This window comes from Amycolatopsis sp. SB7-3 (assembly GCF_041021335.1).
Taxonomy (GTDB): domain Bacteria; phylum Actinomycetota; class Actinomycetes; order Mycobacteriales; family Pseudonocardiaceae; genus Amycolatopsis; species Amycolatopsis japonica.
In genome coordinates this window covers 2749274-2775113 of sequence record NZ_JBFPJQ010000001.1, presented here as the reverse complement: position 1 = coordinate 2775113, position 25840 = coordinate 2749274, and the positions used below count along the sequence as shown (strand labels likewise).

The following is a 25840-nucleotide window of genomic DNA, read 5'->3' as shown; positions in this document are numbered from 1 at the left end:
CGACGATGGGTAAGTAAACGGGTGGGTCGGGAGGTCAAACCCATGGCCGAAGAGGCGCTGAGCGCGTCACATCAGGAAAAAGGGGAACCGGCGGAAGCCCCACCTGAGCAGATCAGAAAGGCCGTCGCCGGAGCGGCGATGGGTAACTGCATCGAGTGGTACGACTTCGGTGTTTTCGGCTTCATGCCTGCCATCCTGGGACAGGTCTTCTTCAACGCGTCGAGCACTTCCGAAGGCGCGCTGGCCACCTTCGCGGTCTTGGCGATCACGTTCATCGTCCGGCCGTTCGGCAGCTTCGTGTTCGGTCCGCTGGGGGACAAGATCGGGCGCCAGAAGGTTCTCGCGCTGACGATCATCCTGATGTCCGGGTCGACGTTCATCATCGGCCTGTTGCCGTCCTACGCGACGATCGGCCCGGCCGCGGCGGTCCTGCTGATCCTGTTGCGCACCATCCAAGGCTTCTCGGCGGGCGGTGAGTACGGCGGCGCGGCGACGTTCATCGCGGAGTACGCGCCCGCGCGGCGCCGGGGTTTCTGGGGCAGCTGGCTGGAATTCGGCACGCTCGTCGGCTTCGCGATGGGCGCGGGCTTCGTCACGATCTTCACCGTCGTGCTCGGCGACGAGGCCATGCGCGAATGGGGCTGGCGCCTGCCGTTCCTGATCGCGGGTCCGCTCGGCATCGTCGGTCTCTACCTGCGGAACAAGTTGGAGGACACTCCGCTGTTCCAGGAGATCGAGAAGAAGGACCAGGTCGAGAAGTCGCCGCTGAGGGCGCTGCTGAAGAAGCACTGGACGTCGATCCTGCACCTCATCGGCATCGTGGTGATGCTGAACGTCGCCGACTACATCGTGATCACGTACCTGGAGACCTACCTCAAGGACGTGGTCGGCTTCAGCGGGCACGCGCCGTTGCTGATCATCCTGGCGACCATCGCGCTGATGCTGATCCTGATCGTGCCGATCGGCATGCTGTCCGACCGCATCGGGCGAAAACCCATCCTGATCGCGAGTTGTGCGAGCTTCCTGGTGCTCCCGATTCCGGCGTTCTCACTGATGGGCGCGGCCGCGGACGACCAGAACGGCTGGCAGCTCACGCTCGGTGTGCTGATGATCGCGGTGCCGCTGGTGCTGATCCTGGCCGTGCTGGCCGCGACGCTGCCGGCGATGTTCCCGACGCAGGAGCGCTACGGCGGTTTCTCCATCGGGTACAGCGTTTCGACCGCGGCCTTCGGTGGCACGGCGTCGTACATCATCGGCAGCCTGGTGACCTCGACCGGCGACAACCTGTGGCCCGCGTACTACCTGATGGGCGCGGCGGCGATCGCGGCCATCCCGATCCTGCTGCTGCCCGAAACGGCCGGGGTGTCGCTGCGCGGCATCGTGAATTCGCGGATCGCGCGGCGCCGGAAACCGGAAACGGCCACTCCCGGCGGCGCTTCGGAGCTACCGGCGAGTTAACGTCTTTCCATGAGCCGTATCTCGCAGCCGTGGCCGCCGGTCGAAGTCGAACCGGCGACCGTCCACCCGGAAGCCCCCAAGCAGGGCAGCCACCTCGGCATCCACTTCGGTGAGTGTTTCGGGTGCGGCGACGAGATCGAGGCCGGGCTCCACCTGCACTCGACGGTGGGCGAAGGGACGACGGTGTACTCCAAGTTCACCGTCACCTCCGCCCACCAGGGTGCGCCTGGCCTCGCCCATGGCGGCCTGCTGGCTTGCGCCTTCGACGAGGCGCTCGGCGCGACCGTCGGCAACCTGCTGCGCCGCCCCGCCGTCACCGGGAAACTGGAGACGGACTTCCTCCGGCCGGTTCCGGTCGGCTCGACCCTGTACATCGCCACGAAACTGGACGGCATCGCCGGCCGGAAGATCTACGTGAGCGCCGACGGTCGGCTGGACGCCGAAGACGGCCCTGTCGCGGTGCGCGCGCGGGCGTTGTTCGTGCGGGTCGAGTTCGAGCACTTCAGCACCCACGGCGATCCCGAAGCACTGCAGAAGCTCGCAGCCGCGCACGAAAAGGCCCAGCGCGCCCGCGAGTGGGACATCAACCCCTGAGCATTTCGTCCTCTGGATGCGGGGCTAGGTGAGGGTTCGCGGCCGGATCGCGTTCGCCTTGTCGACGAGTTCGACCCGCTTGTCGACCGAGCCGGCCAACCGCGCCAACGTCCGATAGCAGCGCTCGAGCCCGAACCGCAGGTCTCGTTCCTCCAAGGCACAGCCCAGGACCTTCGCTCCCGGCGTCGGCTGGTTCTGCGAATTGAGCCAGCCGTACGCCGCTTCGAGGACCTCCGCCGACAAACGCGTGCGGCGTTCGGCGTCGAGCTGCAGGCGTTCCAAACGCGTCGAGGCGTCGACGAGGTCGCGCTCGGACACCATCACCGGATCCTTGCCGCCGCCGTTGATCCTGGTCTTGATCTTGATCGCGGCCACCTGCGCGGCGACGTGATGCGACGACGACGCGGGGACGGCTTCCAGCACCTCGATCGCGCTGGCCCTGGCGCCTTGCGCGAGGTACACACGAGCGAGCCCGAAGGCGGCGCTGACGTACGAACGGTCCGTTCGCCACACCAACTCGTAGTAGCGCGCGGCGCCGAAGTAGTCCCCGACCCCTTCCGCGCTGACGGCCAAGGCGAGCTTCGGCGCGATCTCGCCCGGCAGGTCGTCGTACACCGCTTCGAACGCGACTTGCGCGACGCGAGACCGCCCGCCCGCGAGCTCGATCAGGCCGCGGTACCAGTCGATCCGCCAGTCGTGCGGGAAACCGGCCTTGATCGCGAGGTACTGCGCGGCCTGCAGCTGTCGCTGCGCCTCGACCAGCTCACCGAGCTCGATCCGGGCGCGGACGATGCGCAGCCGGACCTCGATCGACTCGCGCGGTGCCCCGGCCAGCGACTCGATCGCGCCCGCGGGATCGAGCGCGACCGTCGACGCCAGCACACCGGCCGCCGGGTCGTCCGTGTCGACCTGCGGGATCGGCAGCCCCGCGACCACCTCGCCCGGATCGGGCAGCGGCACGCTCCCGCCGTGTTCCGGAACGACCATGTCGACGCCGAACGTGCGGGTCTCCGGCCCGAAGACGGTCGACGCGCCAGGACGCTGTTTCCCGGTGCCCAGCGCCATGATCTCGCGGAGCACGCCGGTCAGCTGGTCGGCCATCTCCTCGGCCGCGATGAACCGGCGGTCCGGGTCGGTGTGCGTCGCGCGCTTGAGGAAGCGGTAGTACGAACCGAAGAGCGCGAACAGCGGCACGACGTCCGGGCCGGGCAGGGTCGTCTTGTACTTGCTGGTGTAACCGGAGAATTCGAAGCTGAGCACGGCGAGCGTGCGGCCGACCGTGTACAGGTCCGATGCCACCGATGCGCCGTGCGTCGCCAGTTCGGGCGCGCTGTAGCCGGTGGTGAAGAACAGCGGGCTCTCGTAGTCGTCGATGCGGCGGACCGCGCCGAGGTCGATCAGCTTGAGCTGTTCGTGCGTCTGGATGACGTTGTCGGGCTTGAGGTCGCAGTACAGCAGGTTCTGGCTGTGCAGATAGCCCATGGCGGGCAGGATCTCGAGGCCGTAGGCGATCACCTGGCCGATCGGCAGCGGCTCGGGGCGTTTCGTCTCGCGGTGGTGCGCGAGCGCGAGCTGGCGCAGCGACTGGCCGCCGACGTACTCCATGACGATGTAGCCGACCGAGTTGCCGGTGTCGCCGTCCGGGTGCTGCACGAAGTTGTGGATCTTGACGATGTTGGGGTGCTCGACCTCGGCGAGGAACCGCTGCTCGTTGGCGGCGGCGGCCATCGCGGTGGCGTCACCGGTGTCGATCAGGCCCTTGAGGACCACCCAGCGGTCGCTGACGTTGTGGTCCTGTGCGAGGTAGATCCAGCCGAGGCCGCCGTACGCGAGCGCGCCGAGCACCTCGTACTGGCCGCCGACGATCTCGTTCGGCCGCAGCTTCGGGACGAAGGAGAACGGGTTCCCGCACTTCTCGCATTTGCCCTCGGGCGAGCCGGGTTCGCCGTCCTTGCCGCGGCCGACCTTGGCACTGCAGCTGCCGCAGAAGCGTTTCTCCTCGGACACCATCGGGTTCTCGAGGACGGCGGACGCCGGGTCGCGGTACGGCACCTGCGGGACGTCGACGAGCCCGGCGCCGAGACGGCCGCGGCGCGACGTGCGGGACGACGTCCGGCGCGCGGTGCCGGGGAACGAACCCGTTCCGGTCCCGGTTCCGGTGCCGCGACTGCCCGATCCGGTGCCGGTGCCGGTTCCCCGGCTTTCGCTGGAACGTTCGGGGAGGACGCTTTCCGTGCCCGGATCTGGCAACGGTCCTGGTCCGCTGTCGACGCGGGGCGTCGGCGGCATGATGCTCTGCGTCTCCGGTGCCGGCGAGGCGAGCACGCTGGTCGGCTGCGGCGCGTCGGCGGGTGCCTGCCACGCGGGGCGGACGACCTGGGTCTGCGGGCTCACCGGGGCCATGTCGCCCGGCGGACGCGTCGGGTCCTCTGCGCCGGGGATCGGCCGCTGCTGGCCGCGCGGCGGAGTCTGCGGACGCTGGACGGGCGCGTGGTAGATCGTGCGCTCGGCGTCCGTCTCCGGCTGGGGCTCCGGTTTGGGCCGCGACGGCTCGGCGAGATCGAGCCTGCCGGAAATGGACGGTTCGGGCGTTTCCCAGCGGACCGGCGCCGGCGGCGTCCAGGACGCGGACTCCGCCTCACGCTCCGGCGTGGCGTCGTCCGGCGCTGCGTGCCGAGGACGGCGCGGCTCTTCCGACACTGGTACCTCCCGAAATCCCCCGCGACCACGTCGGCCCAAGTCTAGAGGTGAGCGGCCGGGTCGTGCCCGCGCCGGGTCGAACCCGCTACGGTGCGGGAGAGAACCGATTCAGCAGGTGATGAGGGGGAGGGACCGGTGCCTGCGTCATTTTCGATGTCGATGGCCCAGCTCGACGTCGTACTCGAAGAACTCGGGCTCGGCAGATTCGTGCTGCCCTTCGAGATCCCGACCGTCGGAACCACCATCACCGAACGCGAGCGGCACTGCGAAGAGATCTGGGCGGGGCTGGCCGACCGAGGCTTCGCCCGCGGCCGCGAACTCCTGCGCGACTACGAACAGTCCCTCCGCCTCTGGGCCACCGGGGATTTCGTCCTCACGATGGAGGCGCACGAGGTCGAGCAGGACGCCGAATACCTCTATCGGGGTGCGTGGAACAGTCGCCTGGGCATCGTGAGCCAGCAGCGCGGCTTCGACATCCTCTTCGAGCCGGTCTATCCCGAACAGGTCGTCGCGACGCTGCTCGGCTACCTGCCGTCCCTGCCGCCGTTCCCCGGTCGAGTGACGACGTCCAGCACGCTCCCTCCGGCCAAACGACCGGACGACCCGTTCGACGAGGACCCGAACAACCTCCGCCTGGGTGCGGCCGCCCGCTTCTTCGAACACCCGCTCGCGCGGCTGGGCACGATCAGCGTCACCCTGCGCGACGATCGGGGTAAACCGCAGCAGAAGAGCGTCCAGTGGTTCGACAGCCTTCAGGGCCGCTTCATGCTCACCACCGACCGCTTCCCCGACGGCGAAGTCCGCCGCACGTTCACCCCGACGAGTGGCTCTCACCTGGCGCGATGGGTCCACGACCTGGTCGAAGCCGCCCGCGTCGGCAGCGCGTGATCCTCGCCGGAAGGCGGCCTTCGGGGCCGTTTCCGCTGATATCGTGATCTGACGAGCGCTACGAGTAACCGGGACTTGGTACAGGGGAGAGACCATGACGGACGGCACCGGCGGACCGCCGGGCAACTTCTCGGACATCTTGGGTGACTTCTCGGCGCAGGCCGACGCGATGGTGAAGGCCGCGAACGAGGGGCGGTTCGCGGTCAGCCCTGAGATGGGCGAGGCCTACAAGACCGCGCTCAACGACTACCTGGACTCTTGGGGCATCCACAAGGACATGTTCGAGAACCTCGCGCAGTCACCTGAACTGGGTGGCAGTCCGTATGCGGGCGAAGTCGGCAAGCACATGAGCTTGGTCGCCGCCGGTGACGACCAGTCCGCGAAGACGCAACTCGAAACGCTTCAGAACGTAGTGGAACGCGCCCGCGGCGCGATCGACACCGCCATAAGCAAGTACAGGTCGAGCGACCACGCCGCGAGCATCGACCTGTCCAACCTCAACAAGGATTTCGATTAGATGAGCACAGCCGGCCGTCGGGTCAACAAATTCGCCGCCCTTCTCTTCCTGCCCGTCCCTCTGCTGGCTGTTTCCGGATGTACCTCGGAGAAGACCGGGACACCGACGACGACCGCGGCCACCTCCAGCCGACCGGTGACATCAACCCCGGCTGAAGGAATTTTCGGCGATTTGAAGGCATGCGATCTCTTGGAGCCGGTCACCAGCGCGAAGGGGTTCGGCCCGGCAGCCCCGGAGGACTACCAGAGCGACAACGGCTGCCGCGCCAACAAGCCCCGCTATGGCACCGCCACCACATATCTGGTCGAGGATGCCGGAATTTCCGACCTGAAACCGGACGGTGGCCAGGTCACCGAGACGACCGTGGCAGGCAAGAAGGCGGTAGAAGTTTCCGGCGGTGGTGGCAAAGGGAATTGCCTGATCGGAATTTCGGTCACTGAAAAATCCAGGGCCACGGTGAGCGTGACTCTGTCGAGCGGCACGAACGAACAGTCGTGCGCCGACGCCAAGGACATCGCTGAACAGATTGCACCGAAGCTTCCCCAAGGCGGCTGACCAGAACAGGGAGGGGATCATGGCGAACAACGCCGGTCAGGACAAAGTTGATTCGGTGCTGAACCTCGACGGCAAAGCGCAGCGGACGTACGAGGGGAAGCGCTACGCGGAGACCTACGACGAGGTCAACCAGGGTCCAGGCGGCAACGCCTTGACCGCGCGTCTGACAGCGGAGGCGAAGGCCGCCCAGTATTCGGGCGAGCAGGCCGAAACCCTCGCCCAAGGCCAGCAGTTCAGGGCCGGGCTCGGGTCATCGAACCAACGCTACGAGGGCAACTCGCACCGCGACCTGATCGGCATGGTCACCGACAACCTCTCCGCCGAGAAGATCGATCGAAAGGGCGAGATCTGGAACAAGCAGGGTGACGCGCTGAACACCTTCAGCAGCGCACTCAGCGCTGCCGCCAGTAAAGAAGGCGCCCACTGGCAGGGGACGTCCGCGGAGGCCGCGCACGGGTTCTTCAAGAGCTTGAGCAAGTGGGCCGACACCGCCGGCGACGGCGCGTACCTGGCCTCCAACCGCTTCTCCCAGTCCGCCGCCGCGGCCACGTCCGCGAAGAACTCGATGCCCGAAGAGATCCCCTTCGACCGCAACGCCGAGTACAAGAACGCCCTCAACCAGCTCGCGACGGGGAATCTCGCCGGCGCGGTGGACACGGTCGGCAACATCTCGGCCAAGCAGGAGCAGTCGTTCCAGGCGCATCAGCAGGCCGCGCAGGTGATGCACAACTACGACCAGTCGCTCTACGACGTCAATTCCAAGCAGCCCACCTTCGCCCCGCCGCCGGAGATGGGCGAGTCGACGACGGCGTCCGGGTTTTCCGGGGGTACCGAGCCCAGGGGCTTCAGCGGCGGGCCGGGGCCTGGGCCCACCAATGGTCCAGGGCCGGGAGTGCCGGGTGGTCCGAGCGGGCCGGCGCCGGGGCCCGGGATCACCACGGGCGGCGGGCACACCGGCGGGCCGGGGCCGAGTCAGCCGGTCAGCGGGCCGCCGGGGTCGTTCCGGCCGGGGCCGGGGCCAGGGTTGGCGGCGATGAACGGGCCTGGTCCCACCGGGCTCGGGCGGCTGGGCAGCGAGCAGTATCGCGGTAAACCCGGCCGGACGACGAGCGGGCCGGGTGGCAGTGCGGCGAACCGGTTGACCAGTGGCGGCGGGTTCGGGCGCAACGGCGGGTCGGGCAACGTCGCCGAGCGGCTGGCGGGCGGCAAGGTTTCGGCCGGTGAGGCCGAGAAGCTCGCGGGCAAGGGCGGCGGGTCCGGGTCGGGCAAGCTGCCGGAGGAGCGCGTCACCCGGGGTGGCGCGGCCGCGGCGGGCAAGAGCGGCGGGCACGGACCGATGGGGGCCGGCGCGCCCGGTGGCAAGGGGCAGAAGGAAGAGGACAAGGAAAAGAAGGCCCCGAACTACCTGCAGGAGGAGGACGCCGACGTCTTGTTCGGCGGCTACGACGGCGAGATGAAGCCGGTGCCGCCAGTGATCGGCGACAAGACCCCGTAAGACGAAGCGGGCCGTTCGGGAGCGAATCCCGAACGGCCCGTTCTCATTTGTACACCGGCGATGGCGGCGTCCCGCCCTCGAGTTTGTTCCCGATCCATTTCGCGTAGCTCGCCTGCCACGCGCCGCCGCGGACGTTCTCCAGCACGGCGTTCACGTACCGCACCATGTCCTCGTTCTCCTTCGGGATACCGATGCCGTAGTTCTCCTCGGTGAACCGGTCCCCCACGATCTTCAGCGTCGGGTCCTGCGCGAGCATCCCGGCGAGGATGACGTCGTCCGTCGACACCGCCTCGACCTGCTTCTGCTGCAGCATCACCAGGCAGTCCGACCAGTTGTCCACCGACACCGGCACCGGCTTCGACGGATCCGCCGCGATCTTCGTCAGCGAGGTCGACGTCTTGGTCGCGCACACCCGCCGCCCGGCGAGGTCCGAAAGCTGCCCGACCTTCGAGCCGGATTCGACCAGGATCCGTTGTCCCGCTTGGTAATAGGCGGTCGAGAAGTTGACCTTCTGCAGCCGGCTGCAGGTGATGCTGTAGGTCCGCACCACGATGTCGACCTGCTTCTTCTCGAGCACTTCTTCCCGTAGTTTCGACGGGATCGCCCGGAACTGCACACGGCCTTCGGCGTTGCCGAAGATCGCCTTCGCGATCTCGTTGACCATGTCGATGTCGAACCCTTCGAGCTGACCCGACGTCGGATTGCGGAAACCGAACAGGAACGTCGTCTGGTCGACGCCCGCGACGAGTTTGCCCTTTTCCTTGATCTTCGCCATCGTCGAGCCGCTGGTGATCGACGTGCCATTGGTCGGCCGCAGGCTGGCCAAGGGGTTGCAGCTCGTGTCGGTCGTTCCGCCACCGCCGGTGTTGTCGGCCCCGCCGACGTTCGCGGGCTGCGGCGGCGCGACGTCGCCGACGGGTGCCGGGTCGACCGGCGCCCCCGCGCTGCCACAAGCCGTCGCCAGCACCAAAACCGCGCCGAGCACGGCCGTTCGCAGACCGTTCCGCATCACCGGTACTCCCTCAGCCGTTCACGGATTCCCAAGGCCGACCCCGCCGCCGCCAGCACCGCCAGCACCGCGATCCCCGGCGCGAGCAGGGTCAGCGCGCGATCGGCGCCGCGGGTGTCGTCGAGGAATTCCTGCCGTCCCACGTTGATCGCGGCCACCAGGTTCTCGTCGAGCCGCAGGAACGCCCCGGCCGCGCCGCCCTTCTTGTCGTCGCGGGTGGCCGTGGCGACGGCGTCCTGATAGAAGCCGTCGTTGTCCTGCCGCCGCACCTCGCCGTGCGCCTTGAACCATTCCGACGCCGCCTGGATGGCCGCGTCCACCTTCTCCGCGGCCGCGCCGCCCGCCGCGAGTCCGCGGGCCTCGCCCAGCAGACCGCCTTGGCCGTCCGTCCCGCCGAGTTGCGCGGCGAGATCACCGAAGTTCTTTTCGTACGCCGCGCCGTCGCCGCGGGCGACGAGGGTCAGCGTTTCGTCGGCTCGCGCCTGCAGCGCCGCGATCCTGGCCCGGACGAGCACGTCCACCTGGTGCGAGCCGTCCTCCTCACCGCTGCCGACGAGGGTGCTCTGCACGATCAGCGCGACCGCGCCCCACAGCAGGGCGAGGACCACCGAAGCGGTCGCGACGACGAGCCCGACGTTCAGCAACCGGTTGGTCTTCCGCGTCAGGTGCACCTGGGTGACGATCAGCGCGGCGAGCAGGGCGAGCAGTAAAGCCGTTGCCAGCCAAGGGAATCCGGTGGCGTCGTCCTGTTCGGCGGCGAGCCGGTCGGTGTCGGTCCGGTAGAGATCCTGTGCGGCGGGAAGGATTTTCGCCCGCATCAGTTCCGACGCCTCGCGCAGATACGAGGCACCGACGGGATAACCCTGCCGGTTGTAGACACGTGCGGTCTCGATCAGTCCCGTGTAGACGGGGATCTCGCGGCCGAGGATGTTGATCTGCTCGGCCGCTTTGCCCGCGCCGGACGAGTCCGACGCCGCCTTCGCCAGCGCCGCGCCGGCCTCCGCGATGTCGCGGTCGTACCGCTGGCGCATCGGGAGCGGCTCGGTGCCGATGGAGAGGAACGAACTGGCGGCCGTCGCGTCGGCGTCCGAAAGCGCGCGATAGACCTGTTGCGCGGCGGCGGCCAGCGGTTCGCGGTGGTCGATCAGGCCGTTGATCGTGTCCTTCTTGTCCTGCGCCGCCAGCGTGCCGAACAGCCCCGCGACCAGCGACAGCAGGACGAGCCCGATCGCGATCACCGACAGCCTGCCCGGCGTGGTCGCCGCGGAGCGGATGATCGCGCGGATCCCGTTCCCCGGCAGCTCGAGCAGCCCGGCGATCCCGCCGCGGCCTTCCGGCGCGGGGGGTGGCGCGGGGCTCCCCGGCCGGGTCACAGTGCTCGTCATCGCCGATCCTCCCCATTGGCTCTATCCGCAAAGAAGGTATCCGAGTCGGGATCAGCGCAGCCAGTGACACCGGCGTGTGTCATCGGCACGTGATCTCCCGGCCGGTTCAAAGGCCTTTTTCCAGGCCGTACCGCACGGCCTCCGCACGATTGCGCACACCGATCTTGGCGAAGGCGTGGTTGATATGGCTTTTCACGGTCGCCTCGCCGATGAACAGCTCGGCGGCGATTTCCGGATTGGACAGCCCGCGCGCGATGAGGCCGAGCACTTCGGCTTCACGTGTCACGGACGCTAGGCACGCTCAGCGGTGGAGCGGGACCACCGGCGGGTGGAGGCGGGGATGGACCTCAAGCCCGGACGGCGGGCGCGACGGAATGCGGCAGGACGTCGCCGTCGGCAGGCCGCTCGATGACGACCTCGACGTCGTCGTCGAACCGGTACGGCCTGGCCAGCAGGAACCCGCCGAAATGCCGCCTCATCCTGGACATCTCCGCGCGGACGGTGACGGTGCGCCCGGCGTCGCCGAAGAGGTCGAGCGACAGTTCCGAGGCCGACCTCCCCGCACGATGGCGCGCGAGGACGTACAGCATCTCCGCGTGCCGCGGGCTCAGCCGATGCGACCAGTTACCCGCCGCACCCGAGACACGCAACGTGCTTTCCCGCGACGACCTCAGATCGAGCACGACCCGGGTCGGCGACGCGTCCTCCTCCTCGGTGAGCCGGACGAGCCAGCCGCCGGGCAGCGGCTCCAGCAGGCAGTTGCCGTACGTCGGCAGCCAGGTGCGGCCGGGGGTGGCGTCGTTCGGCAGCGCGATGCGGCCGACCGGGACGAGCCCCGCCGAGGCCGCGATCCAGCCGTGCGGGTCGGTGATGACCGCCCGCCCCTTCACCTTCGCGAGCAGGGGCGTGGCCAGCCCGCGCAACCGTTCGAGATCCGAGAGATGCGTGGTGCGCAGATGCGCTTCGGCGAGCTTCGCGACCGCGTCGACCAGGGCGAGGGTGGACGGATGCACGGTGGAGGCCGGGCCCGAGAGGTCGACGGCGCCGAGCAGCCTGCCGTTCCTCGGATCGTGCAGTGGCGCGGCGGCACAGGTCCAGTCGTGCTGGTTGCTGACGTAGTGCTCGGCCGAGTAGACCTGCACCGGATGCCTGGCGACCAGCGCCGTCCCGATGGCGTTGGTGCCCGTGGCGGGTTCGTGCCAGTCCGCCCCTTCGACGAAACCGAGACCGTCGGCGCGACGGCGGACCGCGGTGCTGCCGTCGCGCCAGAGCACCCGGCCGTCGGCGTCGACGACGACCATGATGTGCGCGGCCTGCTCGGCGAGGCCGATCAGACCGCCGCGAAGGGCGGGGAGGACGGTCGCCAGCCCGCTGCCCCGACGCCGGGCTTCCAGCTGTTTCGGGGCGAGCGGAGGGGTCGGCGAGCCGCGGTCCGGGTCCAGGCCCAGCCGCCGCATACGCTGCCAGGACGCGCCGATCACCGCACGTGGCCTGCCCGGGAGCGTGGTCCCGGCGAGCGCGGCCTCGCGCACTTCGGCGAGGGCACGCGCGTGCCGCCGCGGATCCGCACCGACCGGCAGCGCCGCCTCGAGCTGCACCTGGCCTACTCCTTCTGATCTGTTCAGGCCAGTGTGCCCGGGTGTACCGGGGAGCGGAAGGTCTCTGTGACCTGGGCTAGAGGAAGGGTGCGTCCGCCAGGCGGGGCGTGGGAAGGGCCGCCGTCGGTTTGCGGCCGAGCAGCAGACCGGTCCGGGTGGCCTCGGCCATCACGGCGCGGACGTCGACGCACCACGGCCCGTCGGGCTTCAACTCGACGAAAGCGCTCTCTCCAGGCTTGAGCACGAAATGCGGCTGGCCGTCCAGCGCGATGGAGCCGCCGCCCGCGGCGAGATCGACGCGGACCCCGGCTTCCAGCACGCTCCAGCCGCGTACGCCCACCGCCCGCACCTCGCCGGGCGCGATCGGCGCCTGCACGACGTACGGCGTCTCGTCGACCGGTCCGAGCGAGACCGCGACACCGTCCACAGTGGACTTCGGGCTGGGGCACAGCCGTCCGGGGATACTCGACAGCCCGACCCCGTCCGGAACCGCGAACGTGCAGTACAGCTCGGTCAGCGACGCGGGATCCCACCGGCTCTCCGAGCACACGCTGACGTCGATCAGCGCGATCTCGCGCCGGGCCTTCGTGACGACTTCGAGCACGGTGGCGCGGTTCGTGACCAGGTCCGTGTCCACCTGGTGGGTGGCCACCAGCCCCGCGGCGAGCCCGGCGACGGTGGACTCGTCGGCGCCCCCGGCGGGCAGCATCAGCAGCGGGACGTCGCCACAGGCGGCCGCCGCGGCCCGCATCATGGTCTCGTTGCCCAGGCAGATGAGCACGCTCGCACCCGCGTCCACCATCCGGCGGACGGTGCCGATGATCTTGCCCGCGTCGGTCCACACCATCACGCGGCCGACGCCGGCCACCCTCAGTGCCGAACGCAGGCTCTGGATGTCACGCTCCGAAGCAGGGTTCGCCACGATCCCCGCAACCGCTTCGCCCACATGTCCTCCGCTGCCGCGCCAAGTCCCTACAAGGAAACGACGTCCGGGCCACGAAGGGAAGAGTTGCACGAGGTTGCATCACCAGGAAAGGGCACGAGGCTTTCGGTCAACGGGCCGCCCGCCCGTCAGGACACGGACGCCGAGCGGCACCAGCGCCAGGCCGAGGGCCACCGCGGTGACGACGCTCAGGAACTCGCTTTCCTTGAGCACCCCCATCCAGAGGGTGCACGGCCAGAGGAACAGCAGCGCCCGCGCGGTGCCGAAGGTGCCTGCCCGGAACGCCCCGATGGCCAGCAGCAGCCCTCCGGCGTATTGGCCGAACGACGCGGTGACCGGGATCCGCCACAACCCGTAGGACAGGTCGACGTAGTCGTCCATCACGAGCTTCGTCGCCTGGTCCAGACCGAGCTTGTCGACGAGCTCGAAGGCCGTCAGGTCGACGCCCGCGAAGTAGACCCGTGCGACCAGACCGAACGCGAGGAGCAGGAATCCCCAGCCCGCCAACGCCGGCGCCTTCTCCGCGACGATCTTCGCCAGCATCAGGAAGGCCGGCAGCAGGAGGACCGCGCCGAGCAGGAAGACCGAGTACGCGGCCGTCACCAGGCCGGGGTTCGCGGCATACGCGGCCAGCTGACCGGGCGCGGCGAAAGGCTGATCGTCGAACCACGCGACTTGCTCCGGCGTGAAGTCCTTGAGCACCAGATGCCTCAGCAGCAGGCCCGCGAACCAGGCGAGTGGAGCGAGAATCAGGGCCACTCCGCCGATCCATCGGCCGGTTTCACCGTTCATGACGGCATCGTCGCCGGGACGGGCGACACGGGACAGCGCCCGAAAGTCAGGCGGATGCCTCGACTTTCGTCAGGTTCGGTCCCGGAAAAGCAGCAGGGCCGCCTCCCCGAGGGGATGACGGCCCTGCTTGGAAAACCTGGATCAGATCACGGTGACCGAGGTGGCCTGCGGACCCTTCGCGCCCTGCCCGATCTCGAACTCCACGCGGGCGTTCTCCTCGAGGGTACGGAAGCCGTTGCCCTTGATCTCGCTGTAGTGCACGAAGACGTCGCCGCCGCCGTTGTCGGGAGTGATGAAGCCGAACCCCTTCTCGGAGTTGAACCACTTCACAGTGCCCTGAGTCATAAAATCTCCATATGCAACACAAACAAACAGGAAGCCACGTCGGCAGCCCGGGTCATGACCAGACGGTTTGCTTCCCCGGAAACACGAGGAGACACTACGCCCGCTGAGTTCTGCGAGCGTGAACCAACACGAACACAAAAATCGAGACCTGGTGCAGTAAAGCACACCTCACGCAGGCCGACAAGCGCCATCACCCGGGTGTGCGCAGCCGCACTGTACCTCTCCGGCTGGAGGGGTGACCGGCCGGGCTATTCCCCGCTGGCCGCGCGCAGCGGCGCCTCGTTGCCGAACGGCGAGCGGCGCAACGCCTCCCGGTTCGTGGCCACGACGGCGATGTCGTGGGTCTCCGCGTCCGCGCTGAACAGCACCGGCACCACGCCGGAAACGGACTTGTCCTGTGGCTTCGCTTCGTCAGCCATGTTTTCTCCCAGTGTCAACACAACGCTCTAGGTACGTACTGCGTGCCAACAACCCCACCGGCCATTGCCCCGGTCCATATCGGACTCTCGGTGTTGCCGCGATTGTGCCACGGCCGACCGACAAAATCCGGTGTCCGCGACCGAAAGTCGGCCGAGTCGTCATCTCGTTCCCACCCTTTGGGGCAGGTGAAGGCGGCACCACAAGGGTTTCTGTGTATCCCCTGAGAAAAAGTACCGCCCGGTAATCGGCGTGGCGGCCCCTACTGGCCGCCCTGTTGCTGCCTCGACGCGCCCAGCAGGCTCGTCAGCCGGATGTCCGGCGTCACCACGTCCGGATCCGTGCGGATGTCGATCACACAAGGCCGTTGCCGCACCAGCGCGCTCGCGATGATCGGCTCCAGCTCTTCCCGATCGTCCACGGTGTACCCGGCGGCGCCGAGCCCGCGCGCCCACGACGCGAAGTCGGTGACGGGGACGGTGACCCCCGACAGCCGCCCATGTTTGCGCGCCTGGTGCACGGCGAGCGGGCCGTGCAGTCCGTTCTGGAACACCAGGACGGTCACCGGTACCCGGTAGCGGACGGCGGTCTCGATCTCTTGCCCGGTCATCAGCGCACCGCCGTCGCCCGCCATCGCGATCACCGTGCGGCGCGGTTCGGCGAGTTTCGCCGCGACCGCCGCGGGGACCGCGTAACCCATGGCCGCGTTGCTCGGCCCGAGCTGGCTGCGTGGCGCGGTGAAACACCAGTAGCGGTGCATGAACTGGGCGAAGTTGCCCGCGTCGCTGGTCACGATCGCGTCTTCGGGCGCGAGTTTGCGCACCGCGCGGATGACGTCGGCGGGATGGACCCGGGTGGCGCCGCTGGTGTCGGGCGGCGTCATGAAGGTGTGCACCGCGGCGTTCGCGGCCGATGCGCGCCGCTGCCGAGGCGAAGCGACATTGCGCAGTTCACGCAGGAACGGCTCGACCTCCGAGTCGACCCGGAAGGTCAGTCCGCCGCGACGCGCCGGCTCGATCCCCGTGCCGACCAGCACGAGCGTCTGCGACGGCGTCGGGTAGCGGAAGGACTGGGTGGTGACCTCGTCGAGCTGCGTGCCCAGCGCGAGCACGAGGTCCGCGCGCTCCAGCGCGTCGAGCTGCCGCGCGGGGATACCGATGCCGAGATGGCCGGCGTAGCGCGCGTGGTTCTCGGGGAAGGCGTCCTGACGGCGGAACGCGTTGTACACCGGCAGCGCGAGCTCGTCGGCGACGGCGATCAGCTCGTCGCGCGCCGCGCGGGCCCGGCCGCCGACGATCACCACCGGGTAGCGGGCCTCGTCGACCAGCTGCGCGACCGCCTCGGCGGTCCGGCCGAGCGCGCCGGTGGCGGGCGGCCGCACGGAGGCGACCGGTTTCGCCGAATCGAACGGGACACCCCAGAAATCGGCGGGGACGGCGACGACGGTGGGGCCCGGCCGCCCCTCGCGGCAGCGGGTCAGCGCCTCGACCAGCAGGCCGGGGACCTCGTCCGGCGATTCCGCGCGGCCGGTCCACTTCGAGATCGGCTCGAACATCGCGGTCAGGTCCGCGGTGGGCAGCTCGCTCGTCGGGCCGGGATCCTGCGGTGGGTTCTCCAGGAGGACGACCATCGGGCTCTCGTCCTGGTACGCCGTGGAGACGCCGATCGCGAGGTTCGCCGCGTTCGGGCCGCGGCCGGCGAGCAGGACCGCGGGATGCTCGGTGAGCTTGCCTTCGGCCTCCGCCATGAAGGCGGCGCCGGAGTCGTGCCTCGCCGAGACGAAGGTGATCGAGCGCTCGCGTTGCAGCGCGTCGAGCAGATCCAGGAAGGACTCACCCACCACCGCGTACACGCGGTGGATCTGCGCCTCGGTCAGGATCCGCACGGCCGTCTGGGCGACGGACGCTCCCGGTTGGTATCTAATGAGAAGAGCTTAGGCGGGCGGTGATCGGTGCCGTCAAGCGATCTTCCGATTCCGGCAACCCCGGAGCGGCGGAATGTCCGATATTCGGAACGTGTTCGAGCAAGGGAGCACGAAAACGTGACCTCAGCCACCGCCGGACGTGAAACTGTTTTCACTTACGGGGCGCCTGCCTTGAAGTACGGCACCGGGTCGAGCGATGAGATCGGCTACGACCTCACCCAGTACGGCGCCCGCCGGGTGCTCGTCCTGACCGACGCGGGTGTCGCCGCGACGGGCTGGCCACAACGGATCGCCGAAGGTATCGAGACCTATGGCATCGAAGCCGTCGTCTTCGACGGCGTACACGTCGAGCCGACCGACGTCAGCATGCGGAAGGCCGTCGACTTCGCCCGGGGACAGGGCGAGTGGGACGCCTTCGTCGCCGTGGGTGGCGGGTCGGCCATCGACACCGCCAAAGCGGTGAACCTGTTGACCAGCAACGACGGCGACCTGATGGACTACGTCAACGCGCCGGTCGGCGGCGGCCGCGCCCCGAGCGCACCGCTGAAACCGCTGGTCGCGGTGCCGACCACCACCGGAACGGGCTCGGAGAGCACCACGGTGTGCGTGCTGGACGTGTTGTCACTGCGGGTGAAAAGCGGCATCAGCCATCTCCGGATGCGGCCGAGCCTCGCGGTGGTCGACCCGAGGCTGACGGTCTCGCAGCCACCCGAGGTGACCGCCGCGAGCGGGATGGACATCCTTTGCCACGCCGCGGAAAGCTACACGGCCAAGCCGTACACCGAGTTCGACCGGAAGCGGCCGGAGGACCGGGTTCCTTACTGTGGCTCGAATCCGCTGGCCGACATGTTCGCCGAGCAGTCGCTGCGGTTGCTGTCGTGGGCGTTGCCCGCGGCCGTGCGCGACGGCTCCGACATGAAGGCGCGCGAGGCGATGGCGCTCGCGGCGACGTTCGCCGGGCTCGGTTTCGGCAACGCCGGGGTGCACATCCCGCACGCCAACGCGTATCCGATCGCCGGGCAGGTCCGGGACTTCCATCCGTCCGGGTATCCGGGCGACGAAGCGATGGTGCCGCACGGGATGGCCGTCTCGCTGACCGCGCCGGCGGCGTTCCGGTTCACCTTCGACGCCGCGCCCGAACGGCACATCCGGGTGGCGCGGCTGCTCGCGCCGGATTACGAATGGCCGGGCGATCTGCGGGATCACCTGCCCGCGGTGCTCGGGCAGATCATGCGGGAGATCGGGATCCCCAACGGGATCGGCGCCGTCGGCTACACCGAGTCCGATGTGGACTCACTGGTTTCCGGCACGGTGAAACAACAACGGCTGCTGGCGACGGCGCCGCGCGAGGCGTCCGAAGCCGACCTCGCCGTCATCCTGCGGGAATCGGTGACGCTGTGGTGAACGCCGAGTATCCGCACTGGCAGACGGTTCCGTTGCGGTGGAAGGACAACGACGTCTACGGACACGTCAACAACGTCGTCCACTATTCGGTGATGGACACCGTGATCAACACTTGGCTGATCGAACGCGGCGGACTCGACATCGAGACCGGCGCGGTCATCGGGTTGTGCGTGGAATCGCAGTGCAAGTACCACGCTTCGGTGTCGTTCCCGGGAGAACTCGAAGTCGGCCTGCGGGTGGGCCATCTCGGCCGGTCCAGTGTCCGCTACGAGGTCGGGATGTACTCGAAGGAGACGGTGATCGCGGAGGGGCATTTCGTGCACGTCTTCGTCGATCGCGAATCCCGGCGCCCGGTCCCCGTCGAGGGTCTACTCAGGAGCGCGCTGGAAGAACTGCGCACTGGGCTGGGGTAGCCGCGGCGACCACGCGTGCATGAGCTGGGCGTAGCGCGTGGACCGGTCCATGAGTTCGAGATGGGTGCCCAGGGCGGTTTCCTTGCCGTCCATCACCAGGACCCGGTCCGCGCGCAGCGCCGACGTCAGCCGGTGCGCGATCACCACCAGCACCCCGCCCCGTTCGGCGAACGCCCGTTCCGCGCGGGCTTCGGCGGGCGGGTCGAGATGCGACGTCGCCTCGTCGAGGATGACGACGGTCGCTTCGCTCGCGTACACCCGCGCGAGCGCGATCAACTGCGCCTCACCGGCGGACAGCGTGCCGTGCCCGATCTCGCCGTCGAGCCCGCCCAGCCGCGTGACCAGCGGTTCCGCGCCGACGGCTCGCACCGCCGCCAGGAGTTCGCCGTCCATCGCGGTCTGCGCGAACAGGCCGACGTTGTCCCGCACGGTCCCCGCGAAGACGTACGCCTCCTGCGGGATCAGCGCGACCATCCGGTGCCGCAGTGCCGCCGGGACCTCCCGGACCGGAACTCCGCCGAGCAGCACCCGGCCCGCCTGCGGTTCGAGCATGCCGGTCAGGAGCCCGGCCAAGGTCGACTTGCCGATCCCGCTCGGCCCCACCACCGCGAGCCGCTCGCCGGGCCGCAGGTGCAGATCGAGCCCGCGCACCACCGGTTGCGCCGCCGCGCCCCAGCTGAAGGTCAGGTCACGCACGTAGATCGCGGTCCCGTCGGGTTCGGCCGTGCCGTCGGCCTCCGGCTCGGCCTCGGCGGTTTCGGCGAGCCGCCGCAACGCGACGATCAGCCGCAGCACCACGGTGCTCGCGGTCGCGGCCAGCCCGCGCAACGCCGGCTGCATCGTCGTCGCCAGGTAGACCAGCGCGCCGAGCGCGGCACCGGCGGTGAGCACCCCGGCCTGGACCATGCCCGGCGCCACCAGCAATGCCAGGAGCAGCGGCACGAAACCGCCGGTCGCGATCACCACCGTCCGGGCCGCCCCGGACCGCGCCACCCGCACGGCCGCCTTGGCCTGCGTGTCGATGGCGTCGTAGAGCTCCAGCGCGGCCAAGGGTTCCGCGCCGCACGCGACGATGTCGCGCATTCCGGACAACGACGCGCCCGCGACCTCGGCGGTCCGCTCGTCGGCCAGCGCGAGCGCGCGCTGACGCCGCGCCAGCGACGGGAGCAGGCAGGCGAACACGAGGACCGAGACCACCACCGGGATCGCGACGATCAACGCGAGCGAACCGGCGACGGTGAACAACCCGGCCAGCGCCGCCACCGTCGTCACGATCATCCCGCGCGCCTGCACCAGCAGCCCGGCCGTGGCGTCGCGCACCACCTCGACGTGCTGGGTGATCCGGGCGACGCCGCTGGCGTCCGGCTGATTCCGCGGCGGCGCCGGATCGTGCAGGACCCCGCGCACGACGGCAGTCACCAGCGCGTCGCGCAACGGCTCGACGACCTTGCCGAGCTGATGCCACACCAGCCGCGAACCGAACGCGCCGATCACGGCGACCAGCCCGAAGACCGCGAGCCAACGCAGTCCGGTGCCTGGCCGATCCGCGGCAAACCCCTCGTCAACCGCGAGTTCGACCAGGCGACCGGACAAGAACGCGGGCGCGCTCTCCAGTACGGAACAGGCCAGCAGCACCAGCCCGCCGCGCCACTGCCCGGCCAGCGCCGAGCGGTAGAGCCCCCAGACGCTCATTGCGCGCCCTCGGTGAAGACGGCCCGATACGCCGGAGTCCGCCACAGCTCGTCATGCGCGCCGACCGCCCGGACACGGCCGTCCTCCAGCCACACCACCGTGTCCGCCCGCGACGCGGTGGCCGCGCGATGCGTCACCACCACCCTGGTCCGGCCGGGCAGCGTGCGTTCGATCGCCTCCTCGACGGCGGCTTCGGTGACCGTGTCGAGGCTGGCGGTGGCATCGTCGAGGATGAGCACCCGTGGCGCGTGCGCGATCGCGCGCGCCAGCCCGATCCGCTGCGCCTCCCCGCCGGAGAGCGGGGTTTCCCTGAGCGGCGTCCGGTAGCCGCCCGGCAGCCGGACGATCAGGTCGTCGACCTGCGCGGACCGGCAGGCGGCGCGCACGGCGGCCTCACCGGCCCACGAGCCGTAGCCGACGGCGTCGCCGATCGTCGCGCCGAGCAGCGCGGGCCGTTCGAACGCGAATCCGACCACCGCGCGGAGTTCGTACGGCCGCAGCTTCTCCAGCGGACGGCCGTCGAGCGTCGCCGTCCCCTCGTCCGGGGTCAGCAGCCCGCCGAGGACGTTGACCAGCGCGGACTTCCCCGAACCGGACCGCCCGACGACCGCGGTGAACCGGCCGCCCCGGACGAGCAGGTCGACGTCGCGCAACGCGCCTTCGACGGTGACGCCGCGCAGTTCGAGCGTGCCCCGCCCGGGGACGACGCCGAGATCGCCCGGTTCGGGGACCGGCGCCTCCAGCACCTCGGTGATCCGCCGCGCACACGACCGCGCGCGGGAAAGTGTGGTGAGCAAGGGAATCTGCGTGATCAGGCCCATGCCGAGGGCGACGTAGCCGAGCGCCGCGAGGACCTGGCCGACGGTCAGCCTGCCTTCCAACACCCCGAAACCGGCGGCGGCGAGCACCGCGAGCTCGACCGCGGGCAGCAGCAGACCGGAACGCCACACCATCCGGGCCTGCGTCCGCCACATCCCGCGGCCGGCGAGGCTCAGTTTCGGCAGCGGCCGCAGCACACGGTCGGCTTCGCGGTCGGCGGTGCCGGACGCGGCGATCGTGCGGAGCCCGGCGACGGCGTCGACCATCCTCGCCGCGAGCTCGCCGGACACCTCTTGATAGGTGAGGACGTCGTCGGCGGTGTTCTTCAGATGGGTGCGCGCGAGCATCAGGCCGAACGGGATGCTGCCGAGGAAGACGAGCGCGAGCCGCCAGTCCATCAGCGCGAGCAGGACGACGGCTCCGCCGGAGATGAGGGTGGTCGACCCGAGCTGGACGACGACGGAGGCGACCAGTCCCGCGCCGGTGCAGTCACCGGTGAGCCTGCTGATCGCGTCGCCGTCGGCGAAGGTCGATCGGGTGCCGAGCGCGAGGTAGCGGTCGGCGAGTTTCCGGCGCAGCCAGGCCGTGGCGGACGCGGTCATCCGCGCGGTGAGGATGCCGCCGATCAGGCCGACGGCGATCTCGGTGACGCCGAGGACGATCAGCCAGGTGACCTCGGGCAGGCTGGGCCGTCCGGCGACCACGGCGTCGACCGCGGCGGCGAGCGCGCCGGGCAGGAGCAGTCCCGCCGCCGTCCCGGCGAGCGCGCTGAAGATCAGCGCGATCAGGCGGGGGCGATCCAGCGCGGTCACCGTGACCAGCAACCGATCGGCGGAACCCGCCATCCCTCTCCTCACACCGTGATCCCAACGAGATGAACCGGAAGGCAAAATGAAGGCGCGGGAGCGGCGCACTTGGCCTGTGCCGCTCCCGCGCCTTCAGTGCTCAGCCGTGACTCAGTGGCAGGTCAGCAGGCTGACGGTGCTGTTCGCGCAGGAGGCCAGCAGGCTGAGGTTGCTCGCGCCGCCGTGGCTGCCGCCGCCGCCACCTTCGAGAACCTCGGGGGCTTCCAGGGCCTGCAGGTCGAGAACCAGTTCCATGGTGTTCCCTTTCACTAGTTACCTCTTGGTCCGCCGTCCTCATCGGACGGCAGTTCGGGAGGACAGGAAAGGCAGCGCGGCCTTCCCGTCCAGGGTGGCGGCCAAGGCGAGCAGGACGCCCGCGCCGCCGGTGACGACGTCCATCGACAGCCGCAGCAGCTGGTTGCCGGGGAACGCCAGGCCGCCCTTGTACGGCACCGCGTACCAGGCCAGCCGGGAAAGATGCAGGTCGATGGCGTCGCGGACGCGCTGGTCCGGGTCGGCGCCCATGGCCAGCGCGGTCATCAGCCCGCCCCTGCCGAACAGCAGCCCGGGGTGGATGACGAACTCGCCGCGGCACGCTTCACGCAGGCCGGGAAGGCTCTTCAACGCCTTCGCGTCCGGACGGTGCTTCGCCAGCTCCTCGGCGACCATGAGGATCCCGGCGCTGCCGACCCCCACGTAGGGCAACGTCCGGGTCTCGCCGTCGCGGACCTGCAGCGAACCGTCGTCGGACTCGACGCATTCCTCGATGTCCCGCTCCAGCGCCTGGTCGGCGAAGGACAGCCAGCCTTCTTCGCGGGTGCGTTCGAACAGCCGCACGAACAGCAGCGCCGGACCGGACCAGCCGTTGAGCAGCCCGGCGCGGCCGAAGTCGCCGGGCGGGTCGGCGATCTCGAGCGCTTCGGCGAGCCGGACGGCGGTGGCGAGCGCCTGCCTGCCGAACTCGTTGTCCTTGCGGGCCACCGCGAAATGCAGCTGGGTGAGCCCGATCCCGGACAGGCCGCCTTCCAGCCCGTGGTCGGTGGTCTGCTCGACCAGCGTCGACGACGCCGCCAAGAGCTTGGTGGCCTCTTCGCGGTAACCGAGCTCTTCGAGGACGTACGCGATCCCGTACGAGCCGTCGTAGAACCCCGGCCGTCCGGGCGGATCGCGGCGGATCGAGTCCAGCAGCCAGCGTTCGTGCTGGGGATGCCGCTCGCCACCGACCGTCTTCAGTGCGTGGAGGACGCCGGCCGCGCCGTAGCCGAAGCACGCTCCGCCGACGCGGAACTGCTCGATGTCACCGGGGAAGAGCCGGTCGGTGCGCTCGGGGGTCGCGCTGGCGAGGATCGCCTCGGTGATCTGCTTGCGGACCAGCGCCCAGTCCGGTCGTTCCTGGTCCAGCTCGGTGGCGCTCGTGAGCGGTGGCAGGTTCCGGGGGGCGAGCTCCGCGACGATCGAGTCGGCGTAGCCCTCCGGGACGTCGAAACGCTGCTGGACGAAGTCCGCGAGCCCGCGCAGCTTCGCCGGAGCGAGTTCGAGGAGCGTCGTGAGCGGCAGGAAGATCCACAGCTTCAGGACGGCGAGCGCGTACTCGTCGACCTCGAACCCGTTCCGGTCCCTCGGAGCGCGGAAGCCGGGCGCGCCGAGCGCGGGCCTGGTGCCGCTTTCGATGTCCGAGGCCATCTCGAAGTCGATCAGGGAGACCGCGTCGTCGTCCCCGTCCACGAGGATGTTCAGCGAGTGCAGGTCGCCGAAGACGATCCCGCGTTCGTGCACCTCGCCGACCATCGCCTCCACCCGCCGAACCAGCGCCAGCGCGCGTTCGGTGTACGCGGCGATGTCGGCCTCGGTGGTGTCGCGCCGGGTGAGCGGGTAGTTGCGGGCGAGCCAGTTGCCGAGCGAGACGCCGGGCATGTACTCCATCGCCAGGAAGTGGTGCTCCCAGACGGTGAAGCGGTCGTAGGCGGTGGGGATGCCGTCGATGCCCTTCAGCCGCTCCAGCACCTCGTGCTCACGGCGGAGGCGTTCGACGGCGTCGACCTCGTCCCGGTCCAGACCGGCGAACGGCCTGGCCTCCTTGAGGACCACGCGTTCGCCGTCGGTCTTCCGGTCGGCGAGGTACACGCCGCCACCGTTGGAGAAGTGCAGAGAACTTTTCACCTGATAGGGGAACTGATCCGCTCCGCCGCTCTTGCGAGCTGCGAGATGAGGTGCGAGGAACTCGGGAATCGTCACCCAGTCGGGTACGGAGAAGGTCGGTTCGCGCTTGTCCGGGACCAGCGTCCCGTCCGGTTTGCGTATCGCGAGGACCCGCTTGCCGTCGAGTTCGACCCATTGCTCGGCGAATCCGCCGTAGCGGACGTAGAGCGGGCCGGCACCATACCGAAGATCACTGAGAATGTACGCCCCGGGTTCGCCGTCGAGCTTCGCCGACAACGCCGTGAGAACACGCTCCAGCTCGTTGTTGTCAGCCGGATAAAGAGTCAGTAACTTACCGCTTCCGTCACGCGGAGCGTATTTGGAATTCCTGGCCAGCAGGGTCGTCCGCGAACGCAGATGCTTGTAGGACACGGCGTGCTCGACACAATGCTCGTGCACCTTCACGAGCACCCGTTCGGCGTTGTCCAAACCTGCCGAAACGTGGATTTTCCAGCCCTGCAAGGGAAGGTTTCGAGCAACAGGGTGCAGCAACCGCCACACTCCGCGCACCCCGGTGCGCCAGCCGTCTCCGGGAGCGGGCAACAGGGAGGCGAAATCGTCGGCGACGTCCCCGGTTTCCCGCTGCTCATCGAAGAACAGTGGATCGGCGAAGCAATACGCTTCGTACCGGACGTCCATCGAGCGCCCCCTCCTTGGCACCAATCGGATGGGCCATGTGCACCATCGCGATGCAGAATATTCCACCCGCCGGACCCCGAACGGCCAATCCGCCATATCGGGGGTTCGGATGGGCTGTTCAGGGACGTGAATTCGAAAACTACCGAATGGTAGGGGTACCCAGCGTGAGATCAACTCGGATTCCAACCACCCGGTCGGTGTGTAACAGGAACGCGCCGGTGCCGTAATCCCAGGTCGAGGCACCGAAAGCAATAATGCGCGGGGAAATTGACAGTGCGCCAACCGGCCGCGTTTCGTGATCTATTCACCCGAGGTCTGGACCACTGCCCGGCTCGTGGCGCCCGCCACGCGGCCCACCGGTCGCCCGTCGGCGATGATCGGCCCGGAGGTACGTTGTCGCCGGTGGAGCGGGTAAGGAGGCCGACGTGATCACAGGGTTCGCGGTGACCGTCGCGATCTGCGCGACGCTGGTCGCGGTGTGGAGTTTCGTCCAGGCGGCGCGCAAGAAGCTGCCGGACAACGCACTGCTCGCCGGCCTCGCCGTGATCGAAGTACTCCTGGTGGCCCAGCTCGTGATCGGTGTCGTCCTGCTGATCGGCGGCGGCCGCCCCGGCAGCATGGCCACCTATCTCGCCTACCTGATCGGCTGCCTGGTCGTGCTCCCGCTCGGGACGTTCTGGGCACTGGCCGAGCGCACCCGGGCGAGCACCGCGATCCTCGGCATCGCATGCCTCGCCATCCCGGTGATGGTGCTCCGGCTGCACGAGGTGTGGGCGGGCGCCAGTGCCTGAAGAAACCGAGGAGAAGACGGTGGACACCGCGACGGACAAGGCCTCCGGCCCGGGACGGATCCTGGTGGCGGTGTACGCGATCTTCGCGCTGGCGGCGACCTCGCGCGCCGCCGTGCAGATCAGTACCAAGTTCCACGAAGCCCCGCTGGCCTACGCCCTTTCCGCGTTCGCGGCCGTCGTCTACCTGCTGGCCACCGTGGCGCTGGCCCGCCGCGGCGCGGGCTGGTGGCGGATCGCGCTGATCGCCTGCGGCGTCGAACTGCTCGGCGTGCTGACCGTCGGCACGTTCAGCCTCTTCGACCGCGAGGCCTTCCCCCACGCCACCGTCTGGTCGGTGTACGGGCAGGGCTACCTCTTCATCCCGCTGGTGCTGCCGGTGATCGGCTTGTTCTGGTTGCGGCGGACGAAACCCTGACCG

23 protein-coding genes and 1 pseudogene are annotated in these 25840 nt (G+C 69.3%); 10 read left to right on the top strand and 14 right to left on the bottom strand.

The features are described from left to right. Positions 1-42: 42 nt before the first annotated feature. Positions 43-1458: an MFS transporter gene (locus AB8M46_RS13635; RefSeq protein ID WP_037333156.1), complete on the top strand. Its 1416-nt coding sequence runs from the start codon at positions 43-45 to the stop codon at positions 1456-1458. Positions 1459-1467: 9 nt separating this feature from the next. Beyond that, positions 1468-2052: a PaaI family thioesterase gene (locus tag AB8M46_RS13630; RefSeq protein ID WP_016330842.1), complete on the top strand. Its 585-nt coding sequence runs from the start codon at positions 1468-1470 to the stop codon at positions 2050-2052. 24 nt (positions 2053-2076) lie between these two features. Here the strand turns inward: AB8M46_RS13630 and AB8M46_RS13625 are convergent, their stop codons facing one another. Next, positions 2077-4752: a tetratricopeptide repeat protein gene (locus AB8M46_RS13625; RefSeq protein WP_037333158.1), complete on the bottom strand. Its 2676-nt coding sequence runs from the start codon at positions 4750-4752 to the stop codon at positions 2077-2079. Positions 4753-4887: 135 nt separating this feature from the next. Here AB8M46_RS13625 and AB8M46_RS13620 point away from each other — a divergent pair, with 135 nt between their 5' ends. The 4 genes from AB8M46_RS13620 to AB8M46_RS13605 all read left to right on the top strand — a co-directional run bounded on the left by AB8M46_RS13620 (position 4888) and on the right by AB8M46_RS13605 (position 8207). After that, a complete protein-coding gene (locus tag AB8M46_RS13620; protein ID WP_394360418.1) occupies positions 4888-5640 on the top strand; it encodes an ESX secretion-associated protein EspG in 753 nt (250 codons plus the stop codon). Positions 5641-5734: 94 nt separating this feature from the next. After that, positions 5735-6157 (top strand): hypothetical protein, encoded by a 423-nt coding sequence (locus AB8M46_RS13615; protein WP_350593410.1) that lies wholly within the window; start codon positions 5735-5737, stop codon positions 6155-6157. Further along, a complete protein-coding gene (locus tag AB8M46_RS13610) occupies positions 6158-6712 on the top strand; it encodes a DUF3558 family protein (protein ID WP_394360417.1) in 555 nt (184 codons plus the stop codon). It abuts the gene before it with no gap. A 19-nt stretch (positions 6713-6731) separates the two neighbouring features. Further along, positions 6732-8207: a hypothetical protein gene (locus AB8M46_RS13605; RefSeq protein ID WP_394360416.1), complete on the top strand. Its 1476-nt coding sequence runs from the start codon at positions 6732-6734 to the stop codon at positions 8205-8207. Positions 8208-8250: 43 nt separating this feature from the next. On the opposite strand, the gene AB8M46_RS13600 is transcribed toward AB8M46_RS13605, so the two are convergent. From AB8M46_RS13600 to AB8M46_RS13560, 9 genes and pseudogenes are all read right to left on the bottom strand, one after another. Next, positions 8251-9216, bottom strand: a complete 966-nt coding sequence (locus AB8M46_RS13600) for a glutamate ABC transporter substrate-binding protein (protein WP_037333168.1) — start codon at positions 9214-9216, stop codon at positions 8251-8253. Further along, positions 9216-10601, bottom strand: coding sequence for a hypothetical protein (locus AB8M46_RS13595; RefSeq protein WP_125731874.1), 1386 nt, complete (start codon positions 10599-10601; stop codon positions 9216-9218). The genes AB8M46_RS13600 and AB8M46_RS13595 overlap by 1 nt, the downstream gene beginning before the upstream one ends. A 106-nt stretch (positions 10602-10707) precedes the next feature. Next, positions 10708-10881: pseudogene (locus AB8M46_RS13590) on the bottom strand (response regulator transcription factor); the annotation flags it as partial. 67 nt (positions 10882-10948) lie between these two features. Next, complete coding sequence (locus AB8M46_RS13585) at positions 10949-12199, bottom strand: GAF domain-containing protein (protein ID WP_394360415.1); 1251 nt, start codon at positions 12197-12199, stop codon at positions 10949-10951. A gap of 76 nt (positions 12200-12275) precedes the next feature. Next, positions 12276-13145 carry an ATP-NAD kinase gene (locus AB8M46_RS13580; RefSeq protein WP_052120249.1) on the bottom strand — a complete coding sequence of 290 codons (870 nt, stop codon included), beginning with the start codon at positions 13143-13145 and terminating at the stop codon, positions 12276-12278. Between the two features lie 78 nt (positions 13146-13223). Further along, positions 13224-13934 carry a hypothetical protein gene (locus AB8M46_RS13575; protein WP_125731866.1) on the bottom strand — a complete coding sequence of 237 codons (711 nt, stop codon included), beginning with the start codon at positions 13932-13934 and terminating at the stop codon, positions 13224-13226. Between the two features lie 141 nt (positions 13935-14075). Further along, positions 14076-14279 (bottom strand): cold-shock protein, encoded by a 204-nt coding sequence (locus AB8M46_RS13570; RefSeq protein ID WP_005163378.1) that lies wholly within the window; start codon positions 14277-14279, stop codon positions 14076-14078. A gap of 248 nt (positions 14280-14527) precedes the next feature. Continuing rightward, positions 14528-14698, bottom strand: coding sequence for a hypothetical protein (locus AB8M46_RS13565; protein WP_162836881.1), 171 nt, complete (start codon positions 14696-14698; stop codon positions 14528-14530). 260 nt (positions 14699-14958) lie between these two features. After that, the gene (locus AB8M46_RS13560; protein WP_255355312.1) at positions 14959-16620 is read right to left on the bottom strand and encodes a thiamine pyrophosphate-binding protein; all 1662 of its coding nucleotides are present in this window, start codon (positions 16618-16620) and stop codon (positions 14959-14961) included. Between the two features lie 171 nt (positions 16621-16791). On the opposite strand from AB8M46_RS13560, the gene AB8M46_RS13555 reads away from it, so the two are divergent. Then, complete coding sequence (locus AB8M46_RS13555; RefSeq protein ID WP_038520332.1) at positions 16792-18024, top strand: hydroxyacid-oxoacid transhydrogenase; 1233 nt, start codon at positions 16792-16794, stop codon at positions 18022-18024. Next, entirely contained in the window at positions 18018-18437 is a 420-nt protein-coding gene (locus AB8M46_RS13550) for a thioesterase family protein (protein ID WP_016330831.1), read from the top strand. The genes AB8M46_RS13555 and AB8M46_RS13550 overlap by 7 nt, the downstream gene beginning before the upstream one ends. Here AB8M46_RS13550 and AB8M46_RS13545 read toward each other — a convergent pair. From AB8M46_RS13545 to lanKC, 4 genes are all read right to left on the bottom strand, one after another. Next, the gene (locus AB8M46_RS13545) at positions 18393-20129 is read right to left on the bottom strand and encodes an ABC transporter ATP-binding protein (RefSeq protein WP_394360414.1); all 1737 of its coding nucleotides are present in this window, start codon (positions 20127-20129) and stop codon (positions 18393-18395) included. The two genes, AB8M46_RS13550 and AB8M46_RS13545, sit on opposite strands and share 45 nt — an antisense overlap. After that, positions 20126-21793 (bottom strand): ABC transporter ATP-binding protein, encoded by a 1668-nt coding sequence (locus AB8M46_RS13540; protein ID WP_394360413.1) that lies wholly within the window; start codon positions 21791-21793, stop codon positions 20126-20128. Before AB8M46_RS13540 ends, AB8M46_RS13545 begins: the two co-directional genes overlap by 4 nt. A gap of 111 nt (positions 21794-21904) precedes the next feature. Next, positions 21905-22048: a SapB/AmfS family lanthipeptide gene (locus AB8M46_RS13535; RefSeq protein WP_123798255.1), complete on the bottom strand. Its 144-nt coding sequence runs from the start codon at positions 22046-22048 to the stop codon at positions 21905-21907. A gap of 39 nt (positions 22049-22087) precedes the next feature. Further along, a complete protein-coding gene (lanKC, locus tag AB8M46_RS13530; protein ID WP_394360412.1) occupies positions 22088-24631 on the bottom strand; it encodes a class III lanthionine synthetase LanKC in 2544 nt (847 codons plus the stop codon). 425 nt (positions 24632-25056) lie between these two features. On the opposite strand from lanKC, the gene AB8M46_RS13525 reads away from it, so the two are divergent. Further along, entirely contained in the window at positions 25057-25422 is a 366-nt protein-coding gene (locus AB8M46_RS13525) for a hypothetical protein (RefSeq protein ID WP_037333184.1), read from the top strand. Further along, entirely contained in the window at positions 25415-25837 is a 423-nt protein-coding gene (locus tag AB8M46_RS13520) for a hypothetical protein (protein WP_174492075.1), read from the top strand. The genes AB8M46_RS13525 and AB8M46_RS13520 overlap by 8 nt, the downstream gene beginning before the upstream one ends. Positions 25838-25840 lie beyond the last annotated feature (3 nt).

Bases quoted from the DNA above. Each gene is read 5' to 3' on its own strand.
- AB8M46_RS13540 (WP_394360413.1), bottom strand. From the start codon at position 21,793: ATGGCGGGTTCCGCCGATCGGTTGCTGGTCACGGTGACCGCGCTGGAT.
- AB8M46_RS13570 (WP_005163378.1), bottom strand. From the start codon at position 14,279: ATGACTCAGGGCACTGTGAAGTGGTTCAACTCCGAGAAGGGGTTCGGC.
- lanKC (WP_394360412.1), bottom strand. From the start codon at position 24,631: ATGGACGTCCGGTACGAAGCGTATTGCTTCGCCGATCCACTGTTCTTC.
- AB8M46_RS13615 (WP_350593410.1), top strand. From the start codon at position 5,735: ATGACGGACGGCACCGGCGGACCGCCGGGCAACTTCTCGGACATCTTG.
- AB8M46_RS13635 (WP_037333156.1), top strand. From the start codon at position 43: ATGGCCGAAGAGGCGCTGAGCGCGTCACATCAGGAAAAAGGGGAACCG.
- AB8M46_RS13595 (WP_125731874.1), bottom strand. From the start codon at position 10,601: ATGACGAGCACTGTGACCCGGCCGGGGAGCCCCGCGCCACCCCCCGCG.
- AB8M46_RS13600 (WP_037333168.1), bottom strand. From the start codon at position 9,216: ATGCGGAACGGTCTGCGAACGGCCGTGCTCGGCGCGGTTTTGGTGCTG.
- AB8M46_RS13535 (WP_123798255.1), bottom strand. From the start codon at position 22,048: ATGGAACTGGTTCTCGACCTGCAGGCCCTGGAAGCCCCCGAGGTTCTC.
- AB8M46_RS13630 (WP_016330842.1), top strand. From the start codon at position 1,468: ATGAGCCGTATCTCGCAGCCGTGGCCGCCGGTCGAAGTCGAACCGGCG.
- AB8M46_RS13605 (WP_394360416.1), top strand. From the start codon at position 6,732: ATGGCGAACAACGCCGGTCAGGACAAAGTTGATTCGGTGCTGAACCTC.
- AB8M46_RS13545 (WP_394360414.1), bottom strand. From the start codon at position 20,129: ATGAGCGTCTGGGGGCTCTACCGCTCGGCGCTGGCCGGGCAGTGGCGC.
- AB8M46_RS13575 (WP_125731866.1), bottom strand. From the start codon at position 13,934: ATGAACGGTGAAACCGGCCGATGGATCGGCGGAGTGGCCCTGATTCTC.
- AB8M46_RS13565 (WP_162836881.1), bottom strand. From the start codon at position 14,698: ATGGCTGACGAAGCGAAGCCACAGGACAAGTCCGTTTCCGGCGTGGTG.
- AB8M46_RS13610 (WP_394360417.1), top strand. From the start codon at position 6,158: ATGAGCACAGCCGGCCGTCGGGTCAACAAATTCGCCGCCCTTCTCTTC.